28 protein-coding genes are annotated in these 26885 nt (G+C 66.4%); 14 read left to right on the forward strand and 14 right to left on the reverse strand.

The genetic code is table 11. From position 1 onward, the window contains the following. Nucleotides 1-48: 48 nt before the first annotated feature. The 4 genes from BMZ97_RS29590 to BMZ97_RS29605 all read right to left on the reverse strand — a co-directional run bounded on the left by BMZ97_RS29590 (nucleotide 49) and on the right by BMZ97_RS29605 (nucleotide 4536). Nucleotides 49-1239 carry an MFS transporter gene (locus BMZ97_RS29590; protein ID WP_092178262.1) on the reverse strand — a complete coding sequence of 397 codons (1191 nt, stop codon included), beginning with the start codon at nucleotides 1237-1239 and terminating at the stop codon, nucleotides 49-51. Nucleotides 1240-1467: 228 nt separating this feature from the next. Continuing rightward, on the reverse strand, nucleotides 1468-1842 hold the full coding sequence (locus tag BMZ97_RS29595) for a c-type cytochrome (RefSeq protein WP_092178264.1): 375 nt from the start codon (nucleotides 1840-1842) through the stop codon (nucleotides 1468-1470). Further along, nucleotides 1839-4079, reverse strand: coding sequence for a xanthine dehydrogenase family protein molybdopterin-binding subunit (locus BMZ97_RS29600; RefSeq protein ID WP_092178376.1), 2241 nt, complete (start codon nucleotides 4077-4079; stop codon nucleotides 1839-1841). The genes BMZ97_RS29595 and BMZ97_RS29600 overlap by 4 nt, the downstream gene beginning before the upstream one ends. Before the next feature lie 10 nt (nucleotides 4080-4089). Further along, nucleotides 4090-4536, reverse strand: coding sequence for a (2Fe-2S)-binding protein (locus BMZ97_RS29605; protein ID WP_092178266.1), 447 nt, complete (start codon nucleotides 4534-4536; stop codon nucleotides 4090-4092). A 163-nt stretch (nucleotides 4537-4699) separates the two neighbouring features. Here BMZ97_RS29605 and BMZ97_RS29610 point away from each other — a divergent pair, with 163 nt between their 5' ends. Both BMZ97_RS29610 and BMZ97_RS29615 read left to right on the forward strand, forming a co-directional pair. Further along, nucleotides 4700-5596: a LysR family transcriptional regulator gene (locus tag BMZ97_RS29610; protein ID WP_092178268.1), complete on the forward strand. Its 897-nt coding sequence runs from the start codon at nucleotides 4700-4702 to the stop codon at nucleotides 5594-5596. Between the two features lie 441 nt (nucleotides 5597-6037). Next, nucleotides 6038-6406, forward strand: a complete 369-nt coding sequence (locus BMZ97_RS29615; protein WP_092178270.1) for a DUF2794 domain-containing protein — start codon at nucleotides 6038-6040, stop codon at nucleotides 6404-6406. A 3-nt stretch (nucleotides 6407-6409) separates the two neighbouring features. On the opposite strand, the gene BMZ97_RS29620 is transcribed toward BMZ97_RS29615, so the two are convergent. From BMZ97_RS29620 to BMZ97_RS29635, 4 genes are all read right to left on the reverse strand, one after another. Then, nucleotides 6410-6946, reverse strand: coding sequence for a GNAT family N-acetyltransferase (locus tag BMZ97_RS29620; protein WP_092178272.1), 537 nt, complete (start codon nucleotides 6944-6946; stop codon nucleotides 6410-6412). Between the two features lie 85 nt (nucleotides 6947-7031). Beyond that, nucleotides 7032-7805 carry a Bax inhibitor-1/YccA family protein gene (locus tag BMZ97_RS29625; RefSeq protein WP_092178274.1) on the reverse strand — a complete coding sequence of 258 codons (774 nt, stop codon included), beginning with the start codon at nucleotides 7803-7805 and terminating at the stop codon, nucleotides 7032-7034. Nucleotides 7806-8021: 216 nt separating this feature from the next. Beyond that, nucleotides 8022-10607 (reverse strand): ABC transporter permease, encoded by a 2586-nt coding sequence (locus BMZ97_RS29630; RefSeq protein WP_092178276.1) that lies wholly within the window; start codon nucleotides 10605-10607, stop codon nucleotides 8022-8024. A gap of 2 nt (nucleotides 10608-10609) precedes the next feature. Then, nucleotides 10610-11311, reverse strand: coding sequence for an ABC transporter ATP-binding protein (locus BMZ97_RS29635; protein ID WP_069689052.1), 702 nt, complete (start codon nucleotides 11309-11311; stop codon nucleotides 10610-10612). Nucleotides 11312-11464: 153 nt separating this feature from the next. On the opposite strand from BMZ97_RS29635, the gene BMZ97_RS29640 reads away from it, so the two are divergent. From BMZ97_RS29640 to BMZ97_RS29655, 4 genes are all read left to right on the forward strand, one after another. Continuing rightward, nucleotides 11465-12070 carry an arylesterase gene (locus BMZ97_RS29640; protein ID WP_092178278.1) on the forward strand — a complete coding sequence of 202 codons (606 nt, stop codon included), beginning with the start codon at nucleotides 11465-11467 and terminating at the stop codon, nucleotides 12068-12070. Between the two features lie 117 nt (nucleotides 12071-12187). Further along, a complete protein-coding gene (locus tag BMZ97_RS29645; protein WP_092178280.1) occupies nucleotides 12188-13243 on the forward strand; it encodes an aldo/keto reductase in 1056 nt (351 codons plus the stop codon). A 161-nt stretch (nucleotides 13244-13404) separates the two neighbouring features. Beyond that, entirely contained in the window at nucleotides 13405-13983 is a 579-nt protein-coding gene (gene thpR, locus BMZ97_RS29650) for an RNA 2',3'-cyclic phosphodiesterase (RefSeq protein ID WP_092178282.1), read from the forward strand. Between the two features lie 2 nt (nucleotides 13984-13985). Next, nucleotides 13986-14276, forward strand: a complete 291-nt coding sequence (locus BMZ97_RS29655; protein WP_069689048.1) for a 4a-hydroxytetrahydrobiopterin dehydratase — start codon at nucleotides 13986-13988, stop codon at nucleotides 14274-14276. 91 nt (nucleotides 14277-14367) lie between these two features. Here the strand turns inward: BMZ97_RS29655 and BMZ97_RS29660 are convergent, their stop codons facing one another. From BMZ97_RS29660 to BMZ97_RS29670, 3 genes are all read right to left on the reverse strand, one after another. Next, entirely contained in the window at nucleotides 14368-15582 is a 1215-nt protein-coding gene (locus BMZ97_RS29660) for a GNAT family N-acetyltransferase (protein ID WP_092178284.1), read from the reverse strand. After that, the gene (locus BMZ97_RS29665) at nucleotides 15582-16247 is read right to left on the reverse strand and encodes a DUF6875 domain-containing protein (protein ID WP_348272139.1); all 666 of its coding nucleotides are present in this window, start codon (nucleotides 16245-16247) and stop codon (nucleotides 15582-15584) included. The genes BMZ97_RS29660 and BMZ97_RS29665 overlap by 1 nt, the downstream gene beginning before the upstream one ends. A 90-nt stretch (nucleotides 16248-16337) precedes the next feature. Beyond that, nucleotides 16338-17105 carry an RluA family pseudouridine synthase gene (locus BMZ97_RS29670; protein WP_092178288.1) on the reverse strand — a complete coding sequence of 256 codons (768 nt, stop codon included), beginning with the start codon at nucleotides 17103-17105 and terminating at the stop codon, nucleotides 16338-16340. A gap of 194 nt (nucleotides 17106-17299) precedes the next feature. On the opposite strand from BMZ97_RS29670, the gene ftsY reads away from it, so the two are divergent. The 5 genes from ftsY (at nucleotide 17300) to BMZ97_RS29695 (ending at nucleotide 21726) form a co-directional block, all read left to right on the forward strand. After that, nucleotides 17300-18514 carry a signal recognition particle-docking protein FtsY gene (ftsY, locus tag BMZ97_RS29675; RefSeq protein WP_092178290.1) on the forward strand — a complete coding sequence of 405 codons (1215 nt, stop codon included), beginning with the start codon at nucleotides 17300-17302 and terminating at the stop codon, nucleotides 18512-18514. Then, nucleotides 18511-19134 (forward strand): septation protein A, encoded by a 624-nt coding sequence (locus BMZ97_RS29680; protein ID WP_244546671.1) that lies wholly within the window; start codon nucleotides 18511-18513, stop codon nucleotides 19132-19134. The genes ftsY and BMZ97_RS29680 overlap by 4 nt, the downstream gene beginning before the upstream one ends. Before the next feature lie 207 nt (nucleotides 19135-19341). Then, nucleotides 19342-20460, forward strand: a complete 1119-nt coding sequence (locus BMZ97_RS29685; RefSeq protein ID WP_092178292.1) for an alpha/beta hydrolase — start codon at nucleotides 19342-19344, stop codon at nucleotides 20458-20460. 130 nt (nucleotides 20461-20590) lie between these two features. After that, nucleotides 20591-21004 (forward strand): MbcA/ParS/Xre antitoxin family protein, encoded by a 414-nt coding sequence (locus tag BMZ97_RS29690; RefSeq protein ID WP_092178294.1) that lies wholly within the window; start codon nucleotides 20591-20593, stop codon nucleotides 21002-21004. Continuing rightward, on the forward strand, nucleotides 21001-21726 hold the full coding sequence (locus tag BMZ97_RS29695; protein ID WP_092178296.1) for an RES family NAD+ phosphorylase: 726 nt from the start codon (nucleotides 21001-21003) through the stop codon (nucleotides 21724-21726). The genes BMZ97_RS29690 and BMZ97_RS29695 overlap by 4 nt, the downstream gene beginning before the upstream one ends. A 14-nt stretch (nucleotides 21727-21740) precedes the next feature. Here the strand turns inward: BMZ97_RS29695 and BMZ97_RS29700 are convergent, their stop codons facing one another. Together BMZ97_RS29700 and BMZ97_RS29705 are read right to left on the reverse strand one after the other, a co-directional pair. After that, a complete protein-coding gene (locus BMZ97_RS29700) occupies nucleotides 21741-22145 on the reverse strand; it encodes an NUDIX domain-containing protein (protein WP_092178298.1) in 405 nt (134 codons plus the stop codon). Between the two features lie 78 nt (nucleotides 22146-22223). Next, nucleotides 22224-23009: an SDR family NAD(P)-dependent oxidoreductase gene (locus tag BMZ97_RS29705; RefSeq protein ID WP_092178300.1), complete on the reverse strand. Its 786-nt coding sequence runs from the start codon at nucleotides 23007-23009 to the stop codon at nucleotides 22224-22226. A gap of 182 nt (nucleotides 23010-23191) precedes the next feature. On the opposite strand from BMZ97_RS29705, the gene BMZ97_RS29710 reads away from it, so the two are divergent. Then, nucleotides 23192-23566, forward strand: coding sequence for a YkvA family protein (locus BMZ97_RS29710; RefSeq protein WP_092178302.1), 375 nt, complete (start codon nucleotides 23192-23194; stop codon nucleotides 23564-23566). A 60-nt stretch (nucleotides 23567-23626) separates the two neighbouring features. On the opposite strand, the gene BMZ97_RS29715 is transcribed toward BMZ97_RS29710, so the two are convergent. Then, nucleotides 23627-24601, reverse strand: a complete 975-nt coding sequence (locus tag BMZ97_RS29715; protein WP_092178304.1) for an NADPH:quinone oxidoreductase family protein — start codon at nucleotides 24599-24601, stop codon at nucleotides 23627-23629. Between the two features lie 197 nt (nucleotides 24602-24798). On the opposite strand from BMZ97_RS29715, the gene BMZ97_RS29720 reads away from it, so the two are divergent. Beyond that, nucleotides 24799-25401, forward strand: coding sequence for a hypothetical protein (locus BMZ97_RS29720; protein WP_092178306.1), 603 nt, complete (start codon nucleotides 24799-24801; stop codon nucleotides 25399-25401). Between the two features lie 252 nt (nucleotides 25402-25653). Then, nucleotides 25654-26883 carry a dual-specificity RNA methyltransferase RlmN gene (gene rlmN, locus BMZ97_RS29725; RefSeq protein ID WP_092178308.1) on the forward strand — a complete coding sequence of 410 codons (1230 nt, stop codon included), beginning with the start codon at nucleotides 25654-25656 and terminating at the stop codon, nucleotides 26881-26883. Nucleotides 26884-26885: the final 2 nt, after the last annotated feature.

Raw genomic sequence — 26885 nt, forward strand, 5'->3', positions numbered from 1 at the left:
CGGCAGCGGCGATGACGGCGCGCCGGGTCGGAGGGGGTAATCTCGTTGTCACTTCGCATGCCCCCGCTCGATCGAGGCCGCCCAAGCGGCGAGCGCGGATCCGAGCAGCAACACTGCGGCCAGGACTAAGGTGGCCCACCAGCCCGCCAGGTCGAAGAGCAGCCCGCCGCCGGCCGCGCCGAGGGTGATGGCGAACTGGATGACGGCGACCTGCAACCCACCGCCGGCCTCCGCGTCGTCGGCGAGCACGCGGCTGAGCCAGGTGCCCCACCCCACCGGCGCGGCCGTACTGAAGAAGCCCCAGGCCACGAGCAGGACCGCGACCGGAAGCTTGAACGAAGCGACGGCGACGAGCATCGCCGCGAGAGCCGCCATCACCAGCGGGATTGCAATGACCACCGAATAGAGGCGCCGATGCAGCAGATGCCCGATGCTCCAGGTTCCGGCGACGCCGGCCAGGCCCATCAGCAGCAACGCCAGGGACAAGGCGGGGACAGAATAGTCCGCGACCTGCTCGAGGAAGGGGCGCAGATAGGTGAACAGCGCGAATTGCCCCATGAACAACAGGAACATCGACGCCATGCCGAGCGCCACCTGAGGACGTCGCAGGAGAAGCAATACATTGCCCTTCGCCTTGCGGTTCCGGGGAGGAAGTGCCGGCATGCCTATCCACTGCCAGACCAGCGCGACAAGGGCGAGTGGGACCACGCAGAAGAAGGCGCCGCGCCAGCCGATGAGGTCGCCGAGAAAGCTGCCCAAGGGCGCGGCGATCGTCGCCGCAACGGCGTTTCCGGCGTTCAGCATGGCAAGTCCGCGCGGCACGGCGTCCTCGGGCAGCAGGCGCATGACGATGGCGGTGGACATCGACCAGAAACCGCCGATCGCCACGCCGAGCAGAGCGCGGCCGAGCATCAGCACGGCATAGCTCGGGGCAAAGGTGACGATCGCGCCGGACAGGATCAGCAGACCCGCGAACGCCGCCAGGACGACCTTTCTGTCGATACCGCGGGTGAGCTGCGCGACGAAGAGGCTGGTGACGACGGCGAACAGGCCGGAGATCGAGATTGCCTGTCCGGCTTGCCCTTCCGACAGACCGAGATCGGCGGCGATCGGCGTGAGCAGACTCACCGGCATGAATTCGGAGGCGATCAGAACCGCGACGCAGAGCGACATCGCCGCGACCGCTCCCCAGGCCGCAGCCGGCCTGGCCTGTGTCGTATGTTCGAAGGTGGCGTGCATGATGTGTCTGCCTTACCGCGCGGCGCCTCGGATGCGCCGGGCCTTGTTCGGCAGAGATAGGCCCGGACGGTCACGTGGATTAGCCACTATAATCAGCATGAATTTATCGATATGGGCCATCAATCTGGACTGCGTCGAAGAAGCGGACCGCCGAACGGGCAGCGGCACGGCATGGCGAAGCGCCCACCAGATCGTCGACCTAGCGGGCGCCATCGAAGGAGGCGGGTCTCAGCGCGAGCCGAGGAACTCGATGATGGCGCGGCGCTCCTCGGCGTTGCCGAAACGCTGGATCATGCGGGTGCCACGAACCAGCGAGGCCGGATTGGCGAGGAACGCATCCAGGTTCTCGGTGGTCCAGGTGATCCCGGATTCCTTAAGGCCGGTCGAAACATTGCTGCCCTGAACGGAACCGGCCTGGCGCCCGATGATGCCTTGCAGATGGGGGCCGACGCTGTTGCGGCCGGTATCAATCTGATGGCAGGCACCGCAGCGTTGCTGAAACAGCCTTTGCCCGACAGGCGGCTGGCTGGTCTGGGCCCGTGCGGATTGAGTGGCACAGGCCAAGAGCCCGAGCGCCAGCGAACCGAGAAAAACGTGCCTCATCCCTGCGACCCCTTCAGGTCGATCTTGGAGAGCGGCAGGCTGCGAATGCGCTTGCCCGCGAGCACCGACACGGCATTCGCGACGGCGGGAGGCACACCGGGCAATCCCGGCTCGCCGATGCCGCCCATCGGCGCGCCGCTCTCGACGATCCGGACATGGACCTTCGGCATCTTGTCCGGCGACAGGATGGGGTAGCCGTCATAATTGCGGGCCCGCGGCATGCCCTTTTCGTAGACGACCTCCTCGAGCAGGGCCGACGACAGGCCGAGCGCAACGGCGGAGTTGACCTGCGATTCGATGACAGCCGGATTGACGATACTGCCGGGATCGATCGCGACCCAGACATCGTGAACGATGACCTCGCCGTCGCGCAGCGAGACCTCGGCGATCGTCGCCACCTCGCTGCCGAAGGGCGAAGCCATGGCGACGCCCCGGGCTCGCCGGCTGCCATCCGCCGCGGCGAAGGGCCCGCGCCGCCAGCCGCCCGCCAGATCGGCTACAGCCTCGAGCAGCGCCTTGTGTCGCGGGCTGGCAGCAAGGAGCCGCAGCCGCAGCTCATAGGGATCATGCCGGCCGACATCGGCCATCTCATCGAAGAACGTCTCGTAGAAGAAGTCGTTCATGGAATGGCCGACCGAGCGCCAGAAGCCGAGGATCGCGGGATCGTCGACATGGATCTGCCCGACACGGCGGTTGGGGATCGCATAGACCTTGCCCGCGATCCCCTCGACGGTGGAGCTGTCGACCTTGTCGGGCTGCCGGCCGAACCAGCGCCCGGTGGGGCCCTCGGTGACGGTGACCGCTTGAAGGGCGATCGGCAGCCCGTCCGCGTCGAGACCGGCTCGGAAGCGGGCGACGCTCATCGGCCGCAGCGCATCGCGCAGGAACTCCTCCTCGCGGCTCCAGATCAGCTTGACCGGACGGCCCACCGCCTTGGCCAGCGCGATTGCTTGCGGATAGGGATTGGCGGTCTGGTAGAGGAAATGCCGGCCGAAGAAGCCGCCGAGGGGCGGCGAATGGATGATCACCTTCTCGGGCGCGATCCCGGCGACCTTCGCGGCGTCGGCCTGGAACATCTCCGGAGCCTGGTTGGGCAGCCACAATTCGAGCGTGCCGTCCTGGCTCCAGTGGGCCAAGGCCGAGGGAGGCTCGAGCTGCGCATGCGCCAGATAGGGCGCGTCATAGGTCGCTTCGACGACTGTCCGCGCGCGGTCGAAGGCACGGGCGGCATCGCCCACCGTCTCGAAGGCCACGCCTTGCCCCGGCATGGCCTTGAGCTTTGCCATATGGGCTTCGGAGGAGAAATCCGCCGGCATGACGCGGACGGAGCCCGGGCTCGTCTCGGTCCAGGTCACCTGCAAGGTTTCGACGGCACGGCGCGCCCGCCACCAGCTCGTGGCGAGCACTGCCACCGCACCCGGCAGCCGATGGATCGAGTGCACGCCGGGCATCGCGCGCACCTCGGCCTCGTTTGCGAAGGCGCTCGGCTCGAGGCCGAGACGCCCGGCATGTTGCACGGCCGCGTGCAGCATGCCCTCGAGCTTGAGGTCGATCGCATAGCGGATCTTGCCCGTGGACTTGTCACGCACGTCCAGGCGCGGCACCGGCTTACCGATCCAGCGGAAATCGACAGGGCGGCGCAGGGGTACATTGGCCGGCACCGGCAGTCCCGCAGCCGCCTCGGCAATCTCGCCATAGGCAACGGCCCTGCCCGATGCGGCATGGACGACCCGTCCCGGTTGCGTCGAGAGCGAGGAGACCGGCACGCCGAGCCGCGTCGCGGCGGCCTGGAGCAGCATCTGGCGCGCGGAGGCGCCGAGCTTGCGCATCGTCTCGTAGCTTCGGCGGACTGACATGCTGCCGCCGGTAAATCGCCCGCCCCCAATCAGGAGATAATCGCGGCCGGGAGGCGCGCCCTCGACGACGAATTTCGAGGGCTCGACATCGAGCTCCTCCCCGACGATCTGCGCCATGGCGGTGAAGATGCCTTGTCCGCCCTCGATGAAGGGGCTGCGAAACAGGACGCTGCTATCAGGCCTGATTTCGAGAAAGGCGCGCACGCGTGTGCCCGGCACGATGGCCGCAGCGGCGCCCTGTGCGCGCGCGGAGCCTCCCGGCAGGGAGATGCCGAGGACCAGCGCGCCCACCCCGCCGACGAAGCCCCGGCGGGACAGGTTCAGCGGGGCGGCCTCGGGTAGCTCGGCGGAGATGGCGGACGTCGGAGTGATCGCGTTCATGCCGGCCCCCTCAGGCGCGCGCCGCATGCCGCACGGCGGCAGCGATGGCGTTGTAAGTGCCGCAGCGGCAGAGATTGACCATCGCACTGGCGATGTCAGCGTCGCTCGGCTGCGGGCTCTGCTTCAGAAGCGCCGTCGCCGCCATCACCTGGCCGGACTGGCAATAGCCGCATTGCGGAACCTGATGGGTGACCCAGGCCTCGACGACCTTCTGGCCGACGACATCGGAGGCGATCGCCTCGATCGTCGTGATCTGGGCCGCGGCGACGCTCTCCACGGGGGTGACGCAGGAGCGGGTCGCCTGACCGTCGATCAGCACCGTGCAGGCGCCGCATTGCGCGAGCCCGCAGCCATATTTCGTGCCGGTCAGCCCGAGTTCGTCGCGCAGCACCCAGAGCAATGGCGTGTCGGGCTCGACCTCGACCTGATGCTTCGACCCGTTGATGCTCAGCTCCATGGCTCTCTCCTCGGGCATGGGTTGCGAAGCGCGACCCGTAGGCGGATCGCGTCTCTTGAGATCGCTTTTAGATAGCGGGGGGCCAGGACGCCGATTAGTGGCGATAATTCACTTGCATATATTGATGGGAGCCATAAATCGCCTGAATCCAGGGAGCGCGCCGATGGCCAGGGAAGACTTCAACGATCTGATATGGTTCCTGGCGGTAGCGGAGGAACGCAGCTTCACACGGGCTGCGGCCAAGCTCGGCATCACGCAATCCACGCTCAGCCATACCATCAAGCGGCTCGAGACCCGCATGGGCATCCGCCTGCTGACGCGGACGACGCGCAGCGTCGCTCCCACGGATGCCGGCGAGCGCCTGAAGCAGTCGCTGGCACCGCGCGTTGCCGAGGTTGAGGCAGAGATCGCCGCATTGATGGCCTATCGCGACAAGCCTGCAGGGACCATCCGCCTGACATTATCGGATCATGGGCTCGAGAGCGTCGTCTGGCCGAAGCTGCGGCCCGTGCTGGGCGCCTATCCGGACATCAAGCTCGAATTCAGCATCGACAACGGTCTGCGCAATATCGTCGAAGATGGCTTCGATGCGGGCATTCGGCTCGGAGAAAGCGTCGAGAAGGACATGATTGCCGTCCGGATCGGCCCCGACTGGCGTCTCGTCGCCGTCGCCTCGCCGAACTACCTCGCGACGCATCCGCGCCCCGTGCATCCGCACGACCTGATCGGACACGATTGCATCAACATGCGTCAGGCTCGCGCGGGAGGCCTCTACGCCTGGGAGTTCGAAAAGGACGGCCAGGAATTGCGTGTCAGGGTGGACGGTCAGCTCACCTTCAACGCGTCCTATGCGATGGTCGATGCGGTCGTAAACGGCTACGGCATCGCCTACCTGCCCGAGGACCTGGTCGATCGCCACATCGCCGCCGGCGATCTGGTCGTTTTGCTCGACGAATGGTCGCCGCGCTTCCCCGGCTATTACATCTATTACCCCAGCCGACGGCAGAGCCTCCCCGCATTCAAGATCATCGTCGATGCGCTACGGCACACGGATGGTTGACCGCTGGGGACGGCCTTTTCCATGAAGGCCGTCAGTATTCGTTGACGGCAGGCAAGTTGCTGGTGCGACGGCTCGAGCCGATGCCGAATCAAAGCCTGAGGCCTGAACCGCGGCAACAAACGGCAAAAGAAAACGGCCAGCGGAGACCGCCGGCCGTGAGGTAGCCTCGAACCGATTGGCCCGGCCCATCCGAAATCCGGGGGGCTGGGGGGCTGACAAATCCGAAGATCGGCAGGCCGGGCCGTCGAGGCAACATGGTCAGTTGAACCGCCTAGTTTGGCCGTCGCTTGTCCCGTTTCGGGCGAAAATGCGGCGAAGCTGACGAAGCTGTGATGGTCTTGAATGCCCTGTCGGCGGGGAACCTTGCCAGCGCAGCATCGCAGGCGCATCATTGGTTGCCAAACAGCGTGGCGACTTGGCGGTCGCCGATCGGGAGGCGCAATGAGCGAAAGCGAAACGCCGCAATCGCAGCAGGCCGGCGGGGTCATTGCCTTCCCCAGCCCGGCCAAAACCCCCACCGTCACCTTCGACCGACGCGAACTCGCGGAATTGCTGAACCTCTACGGCCGTATGGTCGCATTGGGTGAATGGCGCGACTATGCGATCGATTTCCTGAAGGATAAGGCACAGTTCTCAGTCTATCGCCGCTCTTCCGAGGTGCCGCTTTACCGCATCGTCAAGGATCCGGCACTGGCCAAGCGTCAGGGCGCCTATTCCGTCGTGGCGGCGACGGGGCTCGTGCTCAAGCGCGGCCCCGATCTCGGCCGCGTGCTGCGGGTTGTCGACAAGCGCCTGAGCGTGGTGAGTTGAGGCTCACAGCGAGGGCGGCGTCCTGCCCGCCTCGCCCAGCTCCTTCTGCATCAGCATCTGGTCGAGCCAGCGGCCATGCTTGTAGCCGACCTTCTCGGCCACGCCGATGAGCCGGAAGCCGGCGCGCTCATGCAGGCGGCGCGAGCCGATGGAGGCGCCGGTGCCGTCGCCGATGACTGCAATCATCTGCCGGAAGCCGCGTGCGGTGCAGGCCTCGATCAGGGCTGCCAGCAAGGCGCCGCCGACGCCCGAGCCTTGTGCGGCCGGAGCGATATAGATCGAATTCTCGACGGTCGCGCGATAGGCGGGGCGCGGGCGGTAGGCCCCGGCATAGGCGTAGCCGAGCAGAGCCCCGTCGCGCTCCGCGACAAGATAAGGGTAGCCCCCGGCCAGGATCGCCTCCTGCCGGCGCAGCATCTCGGCCTCGTCCGGGGGCTCGACCTCCCAGGAGGCGGTGCCGTGCAGGACGGCTTGAGCGTAGATCGCCGTGATGGCGGGAATGTCGGCGGGGCCGGCGGGTCGGATCGAGAGCGTCGTCATTCACCGATGATGACGGTGCGCTCGCCTAAAAGAAAAGCCCCGGCCTTGCGGCCGGGGCTCGTTTTTCATGCAGGGCGGAGGTCGCTTAGCGACGGTCGCCGAAGAGCTGCAGCAGCATCTGGAACATGTTGATGAAGTTCAGGTAGAGCGACAGCGCGCCGTTCACCGAGAGCTTCGCGGCCGATTCCGCATCCATGTCCGAAGACAGGTACATTTCCTTCAGGCGCTGCGTATCCCAGGCGGTCAGGCCGGCGAAGACCAGCACGCCGATCGCCGAGATGGCGAAGGACAGCGCGCTCGAGGCCAGGAAGATGTTGACCACCGAGGCGATGATCAAGCCGATCAGGCCCATGATCAGGAACGAACCCATGCCCGAGAGCGACTTCTTCGTGGTGTAGCCGGCAAGGCTCAGCGCCCCGAAGGCCGCAGCCGTGATGAAGAAGACCTGGGTGATCGACGCACCGGTGAAGACGACGAAGATCGAGGACATCGAGACGCCCATCACCGCCGCGAAGGCGAAGAACATGATGCGCGCCGAGACCGAGCTCATGCTTTCGGCCTTGAACGAGAACAGCATGATGAAGGCGAGCGGAGCCAGCATCACGACCCATTTCAGCGGGCTGAGATAGAGCGCCCTGCCGAATTCGGTCAGGCCGGCGATCTTGCCGCCATCCGTGTAGCCGGCGATCGCCAGCGTCGAGATGCCGATGGCGGCGAGGCCGGTGATGGCCAGACCAATCGACATGTTGTTGTAGACGCCGAGCATGAACGAGCGCAGGCCCTGATCCATCTCGACGGCGCTGGTCTGCTGTGCGCGGCCGGCACCCCAGACTGGAGCATTGCGGTCGAAGTTGCTCATCGAGCGAGTTCCCCTGACGTTGATTCCGGAGACGGATATCGCCTCCGCGAAACCCATCATCGCCGACAATCGTGGCGATGTCGCGAATATGAGGGGGATCAGCCGCGCTTACAAGGGGGCGTCATGGTTAAGACGGGCGCCCCATAGAAACGCGGCGCGCGAATAATGCAATGCAGCGGCCATTTCATGTCTATCGTTAGCCGGGGCAGATAGTCATCACAAATTCCGCAGATGAGAAGCCGGCGCTTTCGATAGTATCTGCAGCGTGCCGACAAGCCCGAACAGGACGGTAACGCCGACAGCCGCAGTCGCAGCTAGTAGAGCTCCGGTCGGATCACTGACGAATGCGATCTTCATCACTTGCGTGACGACGCCCCAGCCGGCCAGGGTGCCCGCGAGAACGCCGAACAGCGCCGAAACGAGGCCGATCGCAGCGTACTCAAGGGCGTACGACGAAAGTATAAAGCGCCTCGTCGCGCCCAGCGTCTTCAGGATCATTGCGTCATAGAGCCGCGCGTGCTGTCCGGCCGCGAGCGCGCCGCCCAGGACGAGCAGGCTTGCGGCGATGGCGAGGCCCGATGCGCCCCGGATCGCGGTGGCGAGCTGGCCAACGATGGTGTTGATCGCTTCCAGCGCGTCCTTCACCCGCACGGCCGTCACCGAGGGAAACGTGACGGCGAGCTTGCGCAGCAGGCTGGCATCGTCGGCGCTGCTTGCGTTGGTGGCGGGCGTGATCGTGGCGAGGTTGGTGTGGGGTGCGCCGGCGAAGGTGTTGGGCGAGAACAGCATCACGAAATTGATGCCGAGCGAGCGCCATTCGACCGCGCGCAGATTGGCGACGCGGGCGGTGATGTTGCGGCCGAGCACGTTGACGGTGAGCGTATCGCCGACCTTGAGGCCGATTCCCGCCGCGATCGGCGCGTCGAAGGAGACCAGCGGCTCGCCCTTGTAATCCGCCGGCCACCACTCGCCGGCAGTGAGCTTCGAGCCTTCCGGCAGGGCTGCGGCATAGGTGATGCCGCGGTCGCCGTCGAGCACCCAGGCGGATTGCTCGGTCGCCTTGACGTCCTCGGCCCTGACTCCGTTCACGCTGACGATGCGCCCGCGCATCATCGGCACGCGCTCGATCACCGCGCCCGGCCGCTGTTCGGCGAGAAAGGCGTCGAAGCGCGCCGATTCGGCATTGGGGATGTCGAGGAAGAAGAAGCTCGGGGCTTTCTCCGGCAGCGCCTGGGTGAGCTGGCGCGTCAGGCTGACATTGATGAAGGCCAGCGCCGAAAGCAGGGCGACGCCCAGCCCCAGCGAGAGCACGAGCGAAGGCGTCAATGCGCCGGGGCGGTGGCTGTTGGCGAGCGCCATGCGCAGGCTCGGATTGCGCGGTCGCGGCAAGGCGCGCGCCAGCGCCATCAGACCCCATGAAACCGCGCGCAGCAGCAGGAAGATGCCGGCCATCACAGCAAGGTAGATCAGCGCGATGCGCTGGTCATAGGCGAAGACGAGTGCGACGCCGACGAGCCCCGCCAGCGCCAGGGCGAAGATCGCCATATAGATCGGGCGCGGGCGGCGGGCATCCGGCTCGATCTGGTCGCGGAACAGCGCGGAGACCGGCACGTCATGGGCGCGGCCGAGCGGCAGAATCGCGAAAACCAGCGCCGTCAACATGCCGTAGAGCGCCGCGACGCCGAGTTCGCCCGGCGCCAGGGTCGGCTCGAAGGGCAGCGGCAGAATGTCCTGCAGCGCATAGCCCAGCGCGAAAGGCGCGGCTGCGCCGAGTGCGAGGCCGATTGCGGTGCCCAGGGCCGCGACCAGCATGACCTCGGTCAGATGAATCGCGACGACGCGTCCGCCGGTCGCCCCGATCGCCTTCATCGTTGCGAAATCGAGCTTCTTCGCCTCGACGAAGCGGCGCACTGCATTGGCCACGCCGACGCCGCCGACGAGCAGGGCGGTCAGCCCGACCAGCGTCAGGAACTGGGTGAAGCGCTCGAGATTGCGCTGGAAGCCCGGATTGGCGTTGGAGCGCGAGCGGATCTCCCAACCCGCCTCGCGCTGCTGAGTGCCGGCGGCTGCGATCAGCGCGTCGAGCGAGGCTTCGTCGGAGGCGGCGGCGGGCAGGATGACGCGATAGGTCCAGCGCACCAGGCTGCCGGGCTGGAGCAGGCCGGTAGCGCGCAGGGCAGCCTGCGTCGTCAGCAGACGCGGACCGAAGCCGACGCCAGCTGCGATCTTGTCGGGCTCCGAGACGAGATTGGCGCGAAGCTGAAGCTTTGCGGCGCCAACCGAGATGATGTCGCCGGGCTTCAGGTCGAGACGCCCCAACAGGACCGGATCGGCGACCGCGCCGAAGACGCCGTCACGTTCAGCGAGGAGATCCGAGAGCGGCGCTGCCGGTTCGGTCGTGACCGCGCCGATGCTGGGATAGCCGGCATCGACCGCCTTGATCTCGACCAGGGCCGCGCCCTTTTCGCCGGCATTGGCCATGCCGCGCATGGTGGCGATGGTGGAGACGGCGCCATGGGAGGTGAGGAAGGCCAGTTCCTGCGGGCTCGCCTCGCGGTGGATCAGGCTGAAGGCGGCGTCGCCGCCGAGGATACGCCGTCCTTCCCGGGAGAGGCCCTCGGTCAGGCCGCGCGAAGCCGAGGCCACCGCTGCGATCGCCATCACGCCGAGCGCGAGGCAGGCGATGAAGACGCCGAAGCCGCGCAGACCGCCGCGCAGATCGCGCCAGGCGAGCCGCAGCGCCAGGGCGACGCTGGCAGCACGGGAGGGGGGCAGGGCTTCCGGCTTCACGATTGCGTGCATGATCAGGCGACCGCCAGATCGGCATCGGCCTCGATGCGCCCGGCGCGCAGGCGGATCGTCCTGTCGCAAAGCGCTGCAAGCGACAGGTCATGCGTGACCAGGACGAGCGTCGCGCCACGCTCGCGCCGGAGCGCGAAGATGAGGTCGACGATCGAGCGGCCGGTGTTTTCATCGAGATTGCCGGTCGGCTCGTCGGCGACGAGGATAGCCGGGTCGGGCGCGACCGCGCGCGCGATCGCGACGCGCTGCTGCTCGCCGCCCGAGAGCTGGGCGGGGTAATGGTCCATGCGATCGCCGAGGCCGACATTGCGCAGTTCCGCCTCGGCGCGGGCGAAGGCGTCGTTCGCGCCGGCCAGCTCCAGCGGCAGCGCGACATTTTCACGCGCCGTCATGGTCGGGACGAGATGGAAGGACTGGAAGACGATGCCGATGCGCTTGCCGCGGAACAGGGCGAGGCCGTCCTCGTTCAGGCTGCCGAGATCCTGGCCCGCGACCTTGACGATGCCGGAATCGGGGCGCTCCAGTCCAGCCATGGTCATGAGGAGCGTGGACTTGCCCGAACCGGAGGGACCGACGAGCCCCGTCGCCTCGCCCGAGGGCAGCGACAAAGAAACACCCTTCAGGATATGGACGCGGGCAGCGGCACGCCCCAGACTAAGGTGGACATCCTGCAATTCGATCGCCGGGGCGGGCTTTTCGCTCATTGTGACATGATCCTGACTTCACGTTCCATCAGACCCTCTCGCACCGCATCATGGAGCGAGTGGGGCGGTATCGCAGCGCACCCCGTTCCGGGGCGATATGGGCGTGCCCATGCGCTTGTCCAATCGCTTGCCGCGGTTTTTCTGTTCTGTCTCATGCTGCTTCCGGTCGCGACCATGGCCCAGACACCGTCCCGCCCGCTCAAGCTCGTCGCGTTCGGGGACAGCCTCTCGGCCGGCTACGGCCTGCCCGCCAGCGCCGCCTTTCCCGCCGTGCTGGAGCAAGCCCTGCGCCAGAAGGGCGTTCAGGTCGAGATCAGCAATGCAGGCGTCTCCGGCGATACCGCCTCGGGGGGGCTGGAGCGACTGGATTGGTCGGTTCCCGACGGGACCGATGCCGTCATCCTCGAGCTCGGCGCCAATGACGCGCTGCGCGGCATCGATCCGGCGATCACCGAGAAGGCGCTGGATGCGATCATCACGCGGTTGAAGGCGCGCAACATCGCCGTGCTGCTGGCCGGCATGTATGCGCCGCGCAATCTCGGCCCGGACTACACCAGCCGTTTTGACGCGCTGTTCCCGCGGCTTGCGCAGGCGCATGGACTGGTGCTTTACCCGTTTTTCCTGGACGGCATCGCGGGCGACCGCGCGCTGAACCAGGCCGATCTGCTTCATCCCACCCCTGAGGGCGTCCGCGTCATCGTCCAGCGCATCCTGCCGACGGTCGAGCGCTTCCTCGCGACGCTGCCCGCCAAATCCTGAACGCGGTTCTCGGCCCGAAAATCGCTTCCCCTCCTTTTTCGTCTTGCCCGCCTTTTCCGTTTTGCCTTCCTCGCGGCGCGCGTCTGCTCGCCGGTCTTTTCTCGGAGCTGCATCGCCATGGAATACCGTCGTCTCGGGCGCACCGATCTCAAGGTCTCGGTGATCTGCCTTGGAACCATGACCTATGGCGAGCAGAACACGCAGGCCGAGGGCCATGAACAGATGGACTACGCCCTCGACCAGGGCGTGAATTTCTTCGACACGGCCGAGATGTACTCGATCCCGCCCAAGGCGGAGACGCAGGGCTCGACCGAACGGATCATCGGCAACTGGTTCAAGGCCAGGGGCAATCGCGACAAGGTGATCCTCGCCTCCAAGGTCGTCGGGCGCGGCACCAGCGATTGGCTGCGCGACGACAAGGGCCCGACGCGCGTCACCCGCAAGCAGATCTTCGAGGCCGTCGACAAGAGCCTGGCGCGGCTGCAGACGGACTATATCGACCTCTACCAGATCCATTTTCCCGAGAGGCCGATGCCTTGGGGCTCGAACCCGACGCGCTTCAGCAAGGCGGCCTTCGAAAAGCCGGCGGACGAAACGCCGATCGCCGAGCAGCTCGATGCCTTCGCCGAGGTCATCAAGGCCGGCAAGATCCGCCATCTCGGCCTCTCCAATGAGAGTGCCTGGGGCACGATGAGCTTCCTGCGCGATTCGGAAACGCGCGGCGGCCCGAGGGTCCAGTCGATCCAGAACGCCTACAGCCTGCTGAATCGCACTTTCGACACGGCGCTGGCCGAGGTCGCGATCCGCGAGGATGTCGGTTTGCTCGCCTATTCGCCGCTCGCCCAGGGTTTCCTCACCGGCAAATATCTCGACGGCGCGCGACCGGCCGGAGCCCGCACCACCCTGTTCAATCGGGCGCAGCGCTATGAGACGGCAGGCGCGGAGGATGCGATCAAGCGCTATGTCGCGCTTGCCCGCGAGGCGGGGCTCGATCCGGCGCAGATGGCGCTGGCATTCGTCAATTCGCGCTCTTTCGTGACCGCCAACATCATCGGCGCCACCAAGATGGATCAGTTGAAGACCGACATCGCCTCGATCGGCGTGACGCTTTCGTCCGAGCTTGAGGCGAAGATCGACGCGATCCACCAGCTCGTCGGCAATCCCTGCCCTTGATGGGTGACGTCATTTCCCGGGCTTGCCCGGGTATCTCCCGCCAGGGATGCTCGGGTCTTTGCCCGAGCATGACGGGTGAGCAACGCTGCCTTGTGGACGAAGCCGGTGCTCACCCGGCTTTTCGTCTCGCCAGAGTCACAAAAAACTGGCACTGATTCGTCATGCCGAGGCTGTTCACAGCTCTGGAAATACCCGCCGAGGTTGCCTCGGTGCTGACGCTGCATCGAGGCGGCCTCGTCGGCGCGCGCTGGATCGAGCCCGCCGATTATCACATCACCTTGCGCTTCCTTGGCGATATCGATCGCCGCATGGCCAACGACGTCGATAGCTTTCTGGCCGATCTGCAATCCTATCCCTTCCAGGTGACGCTCGATTCGCTTGGCAGCTTCGGCGGCGACAAGCCGCGCGCGGTCTTCGCCAGGGTGCAGCCGAGCCAGAAGTTGAGCGAACTCCAGGCCGATATCGAGCGATTGATGCGCCGGCTCGGCCTGCCGCCGGAGGCGCGCAAATTCGTGCCGCACGTTACCCTGGCGCGGCTGCGGGACGCCTCCCCGGTCGATGTCGCGCATTATCTCAGCCAGCACCCGATCGTCCGGCCGATCAGCTTCACGACCCGGCGGCTGGCGCTGATGTCGTCGCGCGATTCGGTCGGCGGCGGCCCCTATGTGCTGGAAGCGGCCTATCCGCTTGGACCTGCCTACCCCAACCGGCTGTCCCAGACCGGTTTCCAGCGGAGATGACGATGCCGAAGCGATTAGGCGCGGAGGCCCGCAACGAGGCGCTGGTGACATTGACCGGCTGGCGGCTTGTCGAAGGGCGTGAGGCGATCACGAAGCGCTTCATCTTCCGTGATTTCAGCGAGGCCTTCGGCTGGATGACGCGCGTCGCGCTACTGGCCGAGAAGATGGACCATCATCCGGAATGGTCGAATGTCTACAAGACCGTCGAGGTCACGCTGGCGACGCATGACGCCGGCGGCCTGACTGAGCTCGACGTCAAGCTCGCCCGCGCCATGGACGCGCTGGCGGGCTGAGACCCATCAGGACCGCGCCGTTATCCCGGATCTGCGCCGCTCCGCGGCTTGTCCAGGGTGACGGGGAGGTTCCTGGCCAAGGCTGAACTCGTCAGCCCTTGCCGGTGTTCGACCAGGCGACGAGGCGGCGGGTCACCGGCTCCGGCAGGTTCCGGACGGCGGCCCGCAGCGTCGGGCGCAGATGGCGCAGCCCGAGCCGGCAGACCAGGCGGCCCCACCAAGACAGCGGTAGCATCGAATCGCTCACCACGGTCTGCCCATCGGCATGCTCGAGCTTGTAGGCGTCGGCCGGGGCCAGCAGATCAAACAGCGTGTTGCCGCGCGCCTTGGCGGCGGCGAAGCTGCGATGCACCAGGATGCCGCCGACGCCGCCTCGCTCATGGTCGGGATGGGTCGCGATGACGTGGCCGAAGCTCACCTGCTTGCAGTCGAGCGCGAGGTCGATGCCGATCGCCTGGTCATCGCAGCGAATCACGGCGATCCGGAGTGGCGAGCCGCCCTCGGCGTCGCCGGCGAGATCGTGGAAAAAGGCAGCAAAGCGCGGATCGGCGACGGTCGGTGCGACGATACCGTGCCGGGTCAGTGCCACCTGCTTCATGGCGATCGCCTCGGCGGCGAGCACTGCGGCCTGCGGGCCTGGGTCCAGCGTTGTAAAGGAGATGTCGCCGCGCTCGCTCAAACGGCGCAAGCGCCTGCGATGGTTCGAGCGCTCGCGCGCGGCGTAGACGGCGCTGGGGCCTTCCCGGCCGACGCGCAGGTCGAGATCGGCGTAGGGCGCCTCGCGCTGCTCAAGCAGGATCGCATCGCCCGGCATTCCGGTGGAGGCAAGGGCGGCATCGGTACGCAGCTTGCGCAATTCGAACAGGTCGGCGCGCAGCCCGCGGACCGCCGCCCAGCCGGCCTGCAACAGCTCGGCTTCATGACCGGTACGCTCGACGAGCACGTCGCCGAACTGCGCGACCGGTACGCCCATGAAGCGCAGGATGGTCATACCGAAGCGGCGTTGGGTGATCAGCGGCCAGACCATGACGAGTCGGCCTCCGCGCCTGGCCGTGACGATGCTGAGGCGGCTGCCGGCTTCGAGGTAGTGCTGCGCCCAATGGCGCAGGAAGACATGGCTCTGGAAGACCTGCTGCGGCAAAGCGGCGCGGGCGAAGAGCGCATCCCATTCGGGCTGCAGCGCCAGGAAGCCGCCATGCTCGCTGACGATGTCGATGGCGGGCGCACCATCGCGTGTGGCCGGGGCCGCCATGCTGGGCGCAGGCGGCTCGATGCATTTGGTACGCAGCGCGGTGAGGACGGCCATCAGGCGCCGGTCCGGACATGCGAGATCAAGCGTTTCACGCCCGCCAGCGGGAAGCGCAGGAGATAGGGCGCAAGCAGGAGCGGGTGGCGGGCTGCGAAGGGAGCGTCCTGCTCGACCATGTGGCGGATGGCGAGCACCGGTAAAGGCGCGCGCAGCGGCCGGAATTCGGGGTTCCACAGTCCTGGCGCGTCGGAATCGGCATACATCAGCCCGATCATGCGGTTGCGGGTAAGCGAATAGAATCTGTGGCGCTTCTGGATGCGCTTGAGCATCGCGATGCCGTCGGGCGCAGCGCAGGCGGGAAAGCCGATGATCACGGTGCGGAAATGCGCCATGGCCGGCTTGGCGGGAATCGCGTTCAGCGCCTTGAAACCGTCGCGCAGCAGCGTGAAGACCGCCTCTTCGTCCCCGGGGCCGGCATCGCTGATGCTGAGACGCACCGTGTCGAGCTTGGCGGCCTGACGGGTGAATGGGCAGACTGCGCCGGTGCGGCCGAGATCGGCATGAGCGCTCATCAGATAGCTCTCGACCCAGCCGAGCAAGATCGACAGCGCTGTTCCGGTTTGGCCAGCGCAGCGGGAGCGCGCTTCGGGCAATGTCAGAAGAGGACGTGCAGTTGGACCGACCGACATTGGAGTGTCGGCCGCGCTGATTGTCTGATGCATGGCCCCGCCCGGCTTTGATGTCGGGGCGGGTTTTAATGGGTACACGTTAGGGAAGGGTTTCCCGCAACCTCCGGTAGCCGATGAACGGCGTTAGGATTTTGTAAAAGATTTTGTCCAGCCGCAGAGCGAAAGCGCCTCCTGCATATGCTCCGGCGGCGGGGCCTCGACATGGATCGGCGCGCGTTTGCGGTAGAGCGGGATCGTGATGCTGCGGGCATGTAATTGCAGCCCCGGCCCGCCCTCGCGCGGCGCCGTGCCGTAGATTTCGTCGCCGAGCATCGGCCAGCCGGACGCCGCGCAATGCACACGCAATTGATGGGTGCGACCGGTCAAGGGCTCCAGAGCGAGCCAGGCGAGCGGCCCGGTCTCGTTGGCACCACGTCCGAGCACACGGAAACGTGTCTGCGAGGGCAGGCCTTCGGGGTCGACCTTCATCCACCAGCCGCGATCGGGCGCGCGCTTGCCGAGGGCCAAGTCGATCAGACCTTGGTCGCGAGCGGGATCTCCCTGCACGATCGCCCAATAGGTCTTGTCGATGCGGCCCTCACGGAACATCTGATTGAGTTCGGCCATGGCGCGGGGATGGCGGCCGAGCACGAGGCAACCGGAGGTGTCCTTGTCGAGCCGATGCGCGGCCTCGGGCCGGCGCGGCAGGCCGAAGCGCAGCGCGTCGAGGTGATCGGTGAGGACCGGGATGACGCGGCGTTTGGCCTGGGGACCGCGATGCGAGGGTAGGCCCGCCGGCTTGTCGATGACCAGCATCATGGCGTCGCGATAGAGCAGCGGGACGGGAAGCTCGGAATCCGGCGTCGCGTCCGGCGTCCCTTGCGAAATTTCTGGTTGATCGGGCGCGGTCATGGCATTGCGCTAGAGCAGGATGCGAAAAAGTGGGAACCGGTTTTTCGCATCGATCCTGCTCTAACTCTTAGATGAGAGACGGATTCAGACGTCAGATGGGATCACTTCGTGAGCCCTTCTGACATCATCCGGCTCTAGCGAAGGCGGCCGGACGACGCAACCTCTAGGCGCGGCGCGGTCGGACGACAGGACGGATGATGAGCGAGACGCAACCGAAGAAACGCGGTTTCTTTTCCAGGCTTTTCGGCGGTGAGGACGAGCAGGCGAAGCCGGCGGAGCACCCCGGCGCGCCCGCCCCGCAGGCGGCGCCGGAGCCGGAACCTGACGCGCTGATCGCACCCGACCTGCTGATGGGCGAGGCCGCGCCCTTGCCGATCGCGATGCCGGAGTCCGCGCCGGTGCAAGCCCCTCCGGTCATCGCACCTCCAGTCATGGCGCCTCCAATCACGGCTTCCCCGCCGGTGGTCGCCGCGCCGGAGCCGAAGCGGAGCTGGTGGCGCAGGCTGACCGAGGGGCTGTCGCGGACCTCCTCGGCGCTCACCACCGGGATCACGGACCTCTTCACCAAGCGCAAGCTCGACGCCGGCACGCTCGAAGACCTCGAGGACATCCTGATCCAGGCCGATCTGGGTCTCGCGACCTCGGCTCGCATCGCCAAGGCGGTCGGCGAGGGGCGCTACGACAAGCAGATCGATCCGGCTGAGGTGAAGGCGATCCTGGCGCGCGAGGTCGAGGCGATCCTCACCCCCGTGGCCTTGCCGCTGGCGATCGACGCCACGAAAAAGCCGTTCGTGATCCTGATGGTCGGCGTCAACGGTTCGGGCAAGACGACGACGATCGGCAAGCTCGCGGCCAAGTTCAGAGCTGAGGGCAAATCCGTGATGCTCGCTGCCGGCGACACCTTCCGCGCTGCCGCGATCGAGCAGCTCAAGGTCTGGGGCGAGCGCACCGGGGCCGAGGTCATCTCCGGCCAGCAGGGCGCGGATGCGTCGGGCCTGGCCTACGAGGCCTTGCAGAAGGCCAAGGCCACTGGGGCCGACGTGCTGCTGGTCGATACCGCCGGGCGGCTGCAGAACAAGACGGGATTGATGGACGAACTTGCCAAGGTGGTCCGCGTCATTCGCAAGATGGATCCGGAAGCCCCGCATGCGGCGCTGCTCGTGCTCGATGCGACGGTGGGGCAGAATGCGCTCGCCCAGGTCGAGGCGTTCCAGCACACCGCTGGCGTCACCGGGCTGGTCATGACCAAGCTCGACGGTACGGCGCGCGGTGGCATCCTGGTGGCGCTGGCGGCGAAATTCGGCCTGCCGGTGCATTTCATCGGCGTCGGCGAGAGCGTCGACGATCTGGAGCCGTTCTCGGCACAGGAATTCGCCCGCGCGGTCGCGGGATTGGGAGAAGCAGCGTGAGCGAGAATGTGGTCGAGGCGAAGCCGGGCAAAAGCGTCAACCCGCTGCTCAAGCTTGCGCTCGAATTTGGGCCGTTGGCGATCTTCTTCTTCGCCAACTCCTATGGCGACCGGCTCTTTGGTGTCGCGCCGGACCGGCGCATCTTCGTTGCGACCGGTATCTTCATCGCCGCCTCGCTGGTGGCACTGGCGCTGTCGCGGATCGTGCTGGGCTATCTGCCGCGCATGGCGATCGTCAACGCCGTGGTGGTCAGTGTCTTCGGCGGACTGACGATCGCGCTCGACGACGCCTTCTTCATCAAGGTCAAGCCGACCATCGTGAACGCGCTATTCGGCTGCGTACTGCTGGGCGGCCTGTTCTTTGGCCGCTCGCTGCTGGCGCTGGTGCTGGAGACGGTGCTCCAGCTCGACGCGGAAGGCTGGCGCAAGCTGACCTTCCGCTGGGGTCTGTTCTTCTTCGTGCTGGCAGCTCTGAACGAGGTGGTCTGGCGCACGCAGACGCAGGATTTCTGGGTTGCCTTCAAGGTCTGGGGCGTGATGCCGCTGACCATGGCCTTTGCGCTCGCGCAGACGCCATTGATCCTGAAGCATGAGCTGAAGCCGGCGAAGACCGAGGAGTAGCAGGCGGCCTCGCGAGCTGGTTGCTCCCGTAAATTGGGCTTGCGCCATGCCATGGGCGCATCGTGGGCTTGCCCTGCGAGGCGGGGTTACAGGTTGCGATCGGCGGATATCGAGGCTCTGCTGACCTCACTCAGGCAGTTTGACAACCAAGGTCTGTCGACAACGAAGACCTGTCGACAACCAAGACCTGAGACGGAGGTAACGCCCATGCCGTCACTTCGTTTTCCGTCGCTTGCCCTCATCTTCGCTATCAGTGGTTCCATAGCCGCCTGGGCCCAGGCGGTTCCGGCCCCGCAGGCTGCGCCGCCGGCCAGTTTCGCTGCCGAACAAGCTGCCGCCAACGCCGCGGATGGTCCGCGCAGGACGCCGCCGCGCAGCTTCCCGGTGCCGACCGAGGAGGTCAGCCCGGAGATGCGCAAGCTGATCGCCCTGCCGTTCCCGCCGCATATGGACGCTGCGCCCAAGAGCGCCGCCGAATGGAAGGACTTGGTCGACAGGCGCGCCAAGCTCGCCATCGCCGCCCTGCCGGCGCTGAAGGAGAAGCTGAAGGTCAATGTCCAGCCTGCCGTGATCGGCGGCGTGAAGGCCTTCATCGTCACGCCCAGGACGATCCCGCGCGCCAACCGGGACCGGCTGCTCGTCCATGTCCATGGCGGCGGCTATGTCTTCGGGCCGGGAGAGGCGGCGCTGCCGGAAGCGATCCTGCTCGCCGGCTTCGGCGGCTACAAGGTGATCTCGGTCGATTACCGCATGCCGCCCGATGCGCCTTATCCCGCCGCGATGGACGACGCCATGGCGGTCTGGAAGGCGGCGACCAAGATGGCCAAGCCTCGCAACATGGCGATCTTCGGCACCTCGACCGGTGGCGCGATGACGCTCGCCATGGTCCTGCGCGCCAAGGCGGAGAGGCTGCCGCTACCGGGGGCGATCGCGCCGGGCACGCCCTGGTCGGACATTGCCAAGATCGGCGACAGCTACGCCACCAATGAATGGGTCGACAATGTCCTGGTGACCTGGGACGGCTGGCTCGGGCGCGCGGCCTTGCTCTACGCCAATGGCCACGATCTGAAGGATCCGCAGCTCTCGCCGATCTATGGCGATTTCCACGGCTTTCCGCCGACCATCCTGACCTCGGGCACGCGCGACCTGTTCCTGTCGAACACGGTCCGGACCCATCGCAAGCTGCGCCGCGCCGGCGTCGTCGCCGACCTCAACGTCTATGAGGGCCAGAGCCATGCACAGTATGGCGCGGATATGAACGCCCCCGAGACGAAAGAGGCCTTCACCGATATCGCCAAATTCTTCGACCGCCATCTCGGGCGATAGAGCCCGTTGTCTCGGTACCGATCACAGCGTCATTCCGGGCCTCTGCTTCCTACGCCCGGGATTCGATCTTGGGCCTGATCTTGCCATTTGGCATTTTATGTATTATTCGATGCCAAATGGAGATTGCGTCATGACCGCCTTGCAGCGCATCGAGACGACCCAGCGCGACTTTGTCCCGGATCCGATTTCGGATGACGAAGCCAGCGCGATGTTTCGCGCCGCAATCAATCTCTTCCGGCTCTGGCACGTCACCGACGAGCAGGCGGCGACACTGCTCGACCTGCCCTTGCGCAGCTACCGGCGCTGGAAGGCCGGCGAGATCGGCCGCATCTCGCGCGACGGCAAGGCGAGGCTCTCCAATTTGATGGGCATCCACAAGGCGCTGCGCCTGATCTTTCGCGAGCCGCAGCGCGGCTATGACTGGATCCAGGCGCCGAACGCTGCCTTCTCCGGCCATACGGCGCTGGCGATCATGCTGGGCGGCGAATTGACGGATCTGATGCGGGTCAGGCGCTATCTCGACGACGAGCGGGGCGGCTGGTGATCGATGTCAGCGCCGTCCCCGCCACCGATCTGGTGTGGCGGGGGGCGGTCCGGATCATCCGCAGCCTGTTTCCGCCGATCGACCTGTTCGAGGACATCGCCGATCCCGCCGACTGGCCACTGATCCTGGCGGCCGAGCAGAAGACCAATCCACGCTTGATGGAGAGCATCGGCAATCTCGCTCTCGTGCCGCCGGAGAGGCGCGTCTCGGGCCCGGGCGCGAGCTGGCTGATGGCGCCCTTCACCCATGTCAGCCCGGACCGGCCGAGCCGCTTCAGCACTGGGGGGTTCGGTGTGCTCTATGCCGGCGACAGCTTCGAGGTCGCGCTGTTCGAGACGGTGCACCACCATGGCCGCTTCATGGCCGCGACGAAGCAGCCGCCGGGCTGGACCTCGCAATTTCGTGAAATCCTGCTCGATGTCGAGGCGCGACTGCACGATCTGTGCGCGCCCGGGGCGGCCGTCAGCGCGGTGCTCGACCCGGACGATTATGCGCAAAGCCAGGTGCTCGGCAGCGCGCTTCGCGCTGTCGGTTCGGAAGGCGTGGTCTATCCGAGCGTTCGCCGGGCCGGCGGGGCCTGCGTCGGCCTGTTCTATCCGGACGGCGCCTCGAACCCGGTTCAGGGCCGCCATCTCGACTATCACTGGAACGGCGAGCGAGTGGATCTCTACCGTGATCTCAGCCGCGGCGAGGTCTACCGGATCGTTCAGGGTCGCGGTTGAGGCTCGTTCGTTGCTCAAGTATCGGCCGAACGCAGCGATTCGAGCAGGGGCCGGTACTCCTCGAGGGCAAGATTTGGAAGCGCAAGGGCTTCCTCCAAGCGAAACCAGCCGAACTCGGTGTGCTCATCATCCATGATACGCGGCTCGCCCTGCCATTTCCTCACAGCATAGATATGGAAGGCAACCGGCTCGGCCGATGTATGCGGACCGGCGATTCGGCCAAGAGCATCGCAAGCCAGGATCGCGATGCCCATCTCTTCGTGAATTTCGCGGATGAGCGCCTGTTCCAGCGTTTCTCCGACCTGAACATGGCCGCCGGGAAAGCTCCACAGGCCAGGATGAGCCTTTCGATGCGGACTGCGCCTGGCCAGGAGGACGGCATCGTCTCTCAGCAGCACGGCGTTGACGATGTCATGCATTCAAACCTCCGGGTGCTGATCCCGAAGGATGGCCTCGGCCGGGACTGACAGCGATGAACCGAAGTCCATCGCGTTGTTCTACTTCGCCGCCAGCCGAATCGCGCCGTCGAGCCGGATCGCGGTGCCGTTGAGCATGTCGTTCTCGATGATGCTCTTGACCAGGGCCGCGTATTCGCCGGCCTTGCCGAGCCGCGACGGGAAGGGGATCGAGGCGCCCAGCGAGGCGCGCGATTCCTCCGGCAGACCGTCGAACATCGGCGTCTCGAACAGGCCGGGCATGATCGTCATCACGCGGATGCCGTAGGCGGCGAGTTCGCGCGCGATCGGCAGCGTCATGCCGACGACGCCGGCCTTGGAGGCAGAATAGGAAGCCTGGCCGATCTGGCCGTCCTCGGCGGCGACGGAGGCCGTGTTGACGATCACGCCACGCCCGCCATCCTCTGTGACCGGGTCGAGAGCAGCCAGCGCCACGGCTGATTTCGCGATCACGCGAAAAGTGCCGGTCAGGTTGATGGCGAGGCCTTTCTCGAAGGTCGCCATGTCGTGAGCGATGAGCTCGCCGGTCTCGCGCTTCCTGGAGATGACACGGCGGCCGGGTGCGATGCCGGCGCAGTTGACGATGATGCGGGCGACGCCATGGGCGGCCCGCGCCTTGGCGAGCGCTGTGTCGACGGAGGCGTCATTGGTGACGTCGCAATGGCAGAAGACCCCGCCGATCTCGGCCGCGACCGCCTCGCCGCGCTCCGTGTTCAAATCCAGGAGCGCGACCTTGACGCCGAAGCCCGCGAGCATGCGCGCGGTGCCTTCGCCGAGGCCCGAGGCGCCGCCGGTGACGATGGCGGAGAGCGAGGAATCGAGTTTCATGGGCGCTTCCTGTTCGCAATGGCGTTTGCAACGCGTTTAGAGGCCCGGCCGCCCCGCTCCAAGCGAGATTCTTGGGCCGCCCCTTGTGCAGCCTTTGGCCTGGGGCCACATTTTCCTACGTTCCAGGCAGGGCATCACCCCGATGCCCTGCCTGGATCGATAGCCCGCAAGGAGGGGCTGGCATGAGCGACACGTTCCATTCGCGCTTTTCGCCCGAGGAGATGGCGGAGATCCGCCGGAGCCTGCGCGACGAGGCGCGCTTCGGTGCGGAGTTCCTGGGCCGGCTCAAGCGCGTGGCAAAGCGGGTGCCCTTCGCCGAGGATCTGCTGGCGGCCTGGATCTGCACGCGCGATCCGGCGACGCCGCGGCGCGTGCGGCTGACGCTTCTGGCGGCGCTGGGCTATTTCGTGCTGCCGCTCGACGCCATTCCCGACTTCCTGCCCGTCATCGGCTTCACCGACGATGCGGCGGTGATAGCGGCTGCCCTCGCCGCGGTGGCGGGCTCGATCACGCCTGAGCATCGCGAGAAGGCGAAGCGGACGCTGGCGGAACTGTAGAGCCGGGCCGCCCGCTCGTCGAAAGATGTCATTCCGGGGCGACCTGGAATGACGGCGAGATCACAGCGTCAGGATGATCTTGCCCTTGGCCTTGCGGTTCCCGATCAGGGCGAAGCCCTCGGCCCAGCGCTCCAATGGCAGGGCGGCGTGGACATGGGCGCGGATATGCCCGTTCGCGGCCCAGTCCAGCAGGCGCTCCATATTGCGGCGATGCGCGGCGGGCTCGCGCCGGACGAACTCGCCCCAGAACACGCCGCGCAGATCGCAGCCCTTTAGCAGCAGCAGGTTGAGCGCGATCTTGGGGATCGCACCGCCGGCAAAGCCGACCACGAGGTAGCGGCCCTCCCAGGCCATGGCGCGCAAAGCCGGCTCGGCAAATTCGCCACCGACCGTGTCGTAGAGCACGTCGACGCCGCGTCCTTCGGTCAGGCGCCGCAGGCCAGCCTTGAGATCCTCGTTGCTGTAGTCGAGCTCTTCCTGGGCGCCGTGCGTCTTCGCCAGCGCGAGCTTCTCGGCCGAGGAGGCGCAGGCGATGACATGGGCGCCGAGCAGCGCGCCGATCTCGACCGCCGCCAGCCCCGCGCCGCCGGCGGCGCCGAGCACGGCCAGGGTCTCACCAGCCTTGAGGCCAGCGCGCTGGATCAGCCCGTGCATCGCCGTGCCATAGGTGACAAACAGCCCCGCCGCCTGGACGTCGTCGAGCGCATCGGGCACACGCACGATCTGCTGGGCGGGGACCACGACGCTCTCGCGCGCCGCGCCATGGCCGAGCCAGGCGGCAACGCGCTCGCCGACACGCCAGCCGGTGACGCCTTCGCCGATGCTGGCGATTGTGCCGGCGCATTCGGCCGAGGGCGAGAAGGGCAGCGCCGGCTTGGTCTGGTAGCGCCCCTCGATGATCAGCGTGTCGAAGAAGTTGAGCGCGGCCGCCTTGACCGCGACGACGACTTCGCCCGGTCCGGGGCTGGGCTCGGCGATGTCCCGGATGACGAGCGACTCGGCCGGCCCATGGGCCTCGCAGAGCAGTGCCTTCATCGTTTCCCCAACCGCTGTGATGGCGCTGCACGCGAATGTGGCATGCTCAGATGACGAACGGAACCATAGCGGGGGTGTAGGCATTCGCATTTTCGCCCGGATCGTGACATCCTATCGTTTCCGCGATCTTGAACTCTCGGGTCAAATGCCCCGGGAATAGAGACGCTGTTAAGATTTCTGCTGATTGATGGCGGCCTATGAATCTCTGTTTGCTCCGCACCGATTTCGCCGCCTCACGGCTCATGATCGTCGCATCGCTGTTCGCCGCGAGCGTGATCGCCGCCGTGCCGGCCTCCGCTCAACCCAAGCCGAAGCCCCAGGCGAAGCCTGCGCCGGTCGCATCGGCAAGCACTGGCCAGGCTCAGGCGATGCTCCTGGAGACGGCCGGCAAATGGCAGGCCTTTTCCTCGCAGCAGGGCCGCTCGAAGGTCTGCTACGCGCTCTCCAAGGCGGAGACACGCGTGCCCGCCAACCTCAAGGAGGTCGAGGGACTGCTCTTCGTCTCCAGCCGCCCGACGGAGGGCGTGCGCAATGAGATCAGCTTCGTGATGAATTTCGACCTGAAGGAAGATGTCGAGCATCAGGCGATCATCGGGTCCGAGCGCTTCGCGCTGGTCGCGAAGGGCCAGAACATGTGGCTCAAGAACCCGGCCGAGGAGCCACGCATGCTGGACGCGCTGCGCAAGGGTTCGGGGCTCGAGGTCAAGGGCACCTCGAAGCGCGGCAACCCGACCAGCGACAAATACTCGCTCGCCGGCATGAACCAGACGGTGAAGCGCGCCGAAGACGCCTGCAAGTAGGGCGGCGCCGGAATCCGCGAGCGCGGCCGTCTGACGCGGCTTTCTGTGCTTCCGGTGCTCACGGACATGAAGTCCGCTGCGCTCCGGTTCTCGAAATCCGCCCCAGCCGACTCACGCTGGCGAATTCCACCTGCCACCCTGCGTCGCACCGGTTTATGGGGGTGTTCGGACTGTGATTTCGCGGCTGGGCGTTCTCGTGCTATGAGCCCCGGATATTCGGGCCGATGATCGCCCGTCCGAGCCAGAGTTCCGATGACCTTGTCCGTGCTTGAGCCCGCCGCGCCAGCGGCCGAACCCGTTGTTACGAGCCGCGTCTCGCTGGTCGGGCGCACGCGCGCCGGGCTTGGCGACGCGCTGGCCGAGATCGGCGTTCCCGAGAAGGAACGGCGCATGCGCGTCGGCCAGCTCTGGAACTGGATCTACCATTACGGCGTCCGCGATTTCTCCGCGATGACGACGATCGGCAAAGGTTTGCGCGCGGCGCTCGGTGAGCGCTTCACGCTCGACCTGCCGGAGGTCACGGCCGAACAGGTCTCGACCGACGGCACGCGCAAATGGCTGATCCGCATGGCGTCGACCGGCCCGCGCGATCGCGGTGCCGAGATCGAATGCGTCTATATTCCCGAGGTCGACCGCGGCACGCTTTGCGTCTCCAGCCAGGTCGGCTGCACGCTGACCTGCACCTTCTGCCACACCGGCACGCAGCGCCTGGTGCGCAACCTCACCTGTGAGGAGATCGTGGCGCAATTGATGGTGGCGCGCGACCGGCTCGGCGATTTCCCGAACCGGAGCAAGCCCGACGGTGCTTTCGTGCCCAATGATGGCGGGCGCTTCGTCTCCAATATCGTCTTCATGGGCATGGGCGAGCCGCTCTATAATTTTGACGGCGTGCGCGATGCCATCGACGTGATCTCGGACAATGAGGGGCTGTCGCTCGGCCGCCGCCGCATCACGGTCTCGACCTCCGGCGTCGTGCCGCAGATCGGTCCGCTCGGGCATGAGATGGGCACGATGCTGGCGATCTCGCTGCATGCGGTGCGCGACGAATTGCGCAACGAGCTCGTGCCGCTGAACAAGAAGTATCCGATCGCCGAACTGCTCGAGGCCTGCCGGACCTATCCTGGCGTCTCGAACGCGAAGCGGATCACCTTCGAGTATGTCATGCTCAAGGGCGTCAACGACAGCGATGCGGATGCGCGCGAACTGGTGCGCTTGCTCAAGGGCATTCCGGCCAAGATCAACCTGATCCCGTTCAATCCCTGGCCCGGCACCAAATACGAATGTTCGGACTGGGACCGGATCGAGCGCTTCTCCGAGATCGTCTTCCGGGCGGGCTATGCCTCGCCGGTGCGCACCCCGCGCGGGCGCGACATCCTCGCCGCCTGCGGCCAGCTCAAGAGCGAGACGGAGAAGCTCTCGGCCCGCGCCAGGCTGCTGCTGGATCAGGACGAGGCGGCGGCTGCCGCCGTCGCTGCGGAATAATC

Origin of the sequence: Allobosea sp. OK403 (assembly GCF_900113835.1) — a bacterium.
GTDB lineage: Bacteria > Pseudomonadota > Alphaproteobacteria > Rhizobiales > Beijerinckiaceae > Allobosea.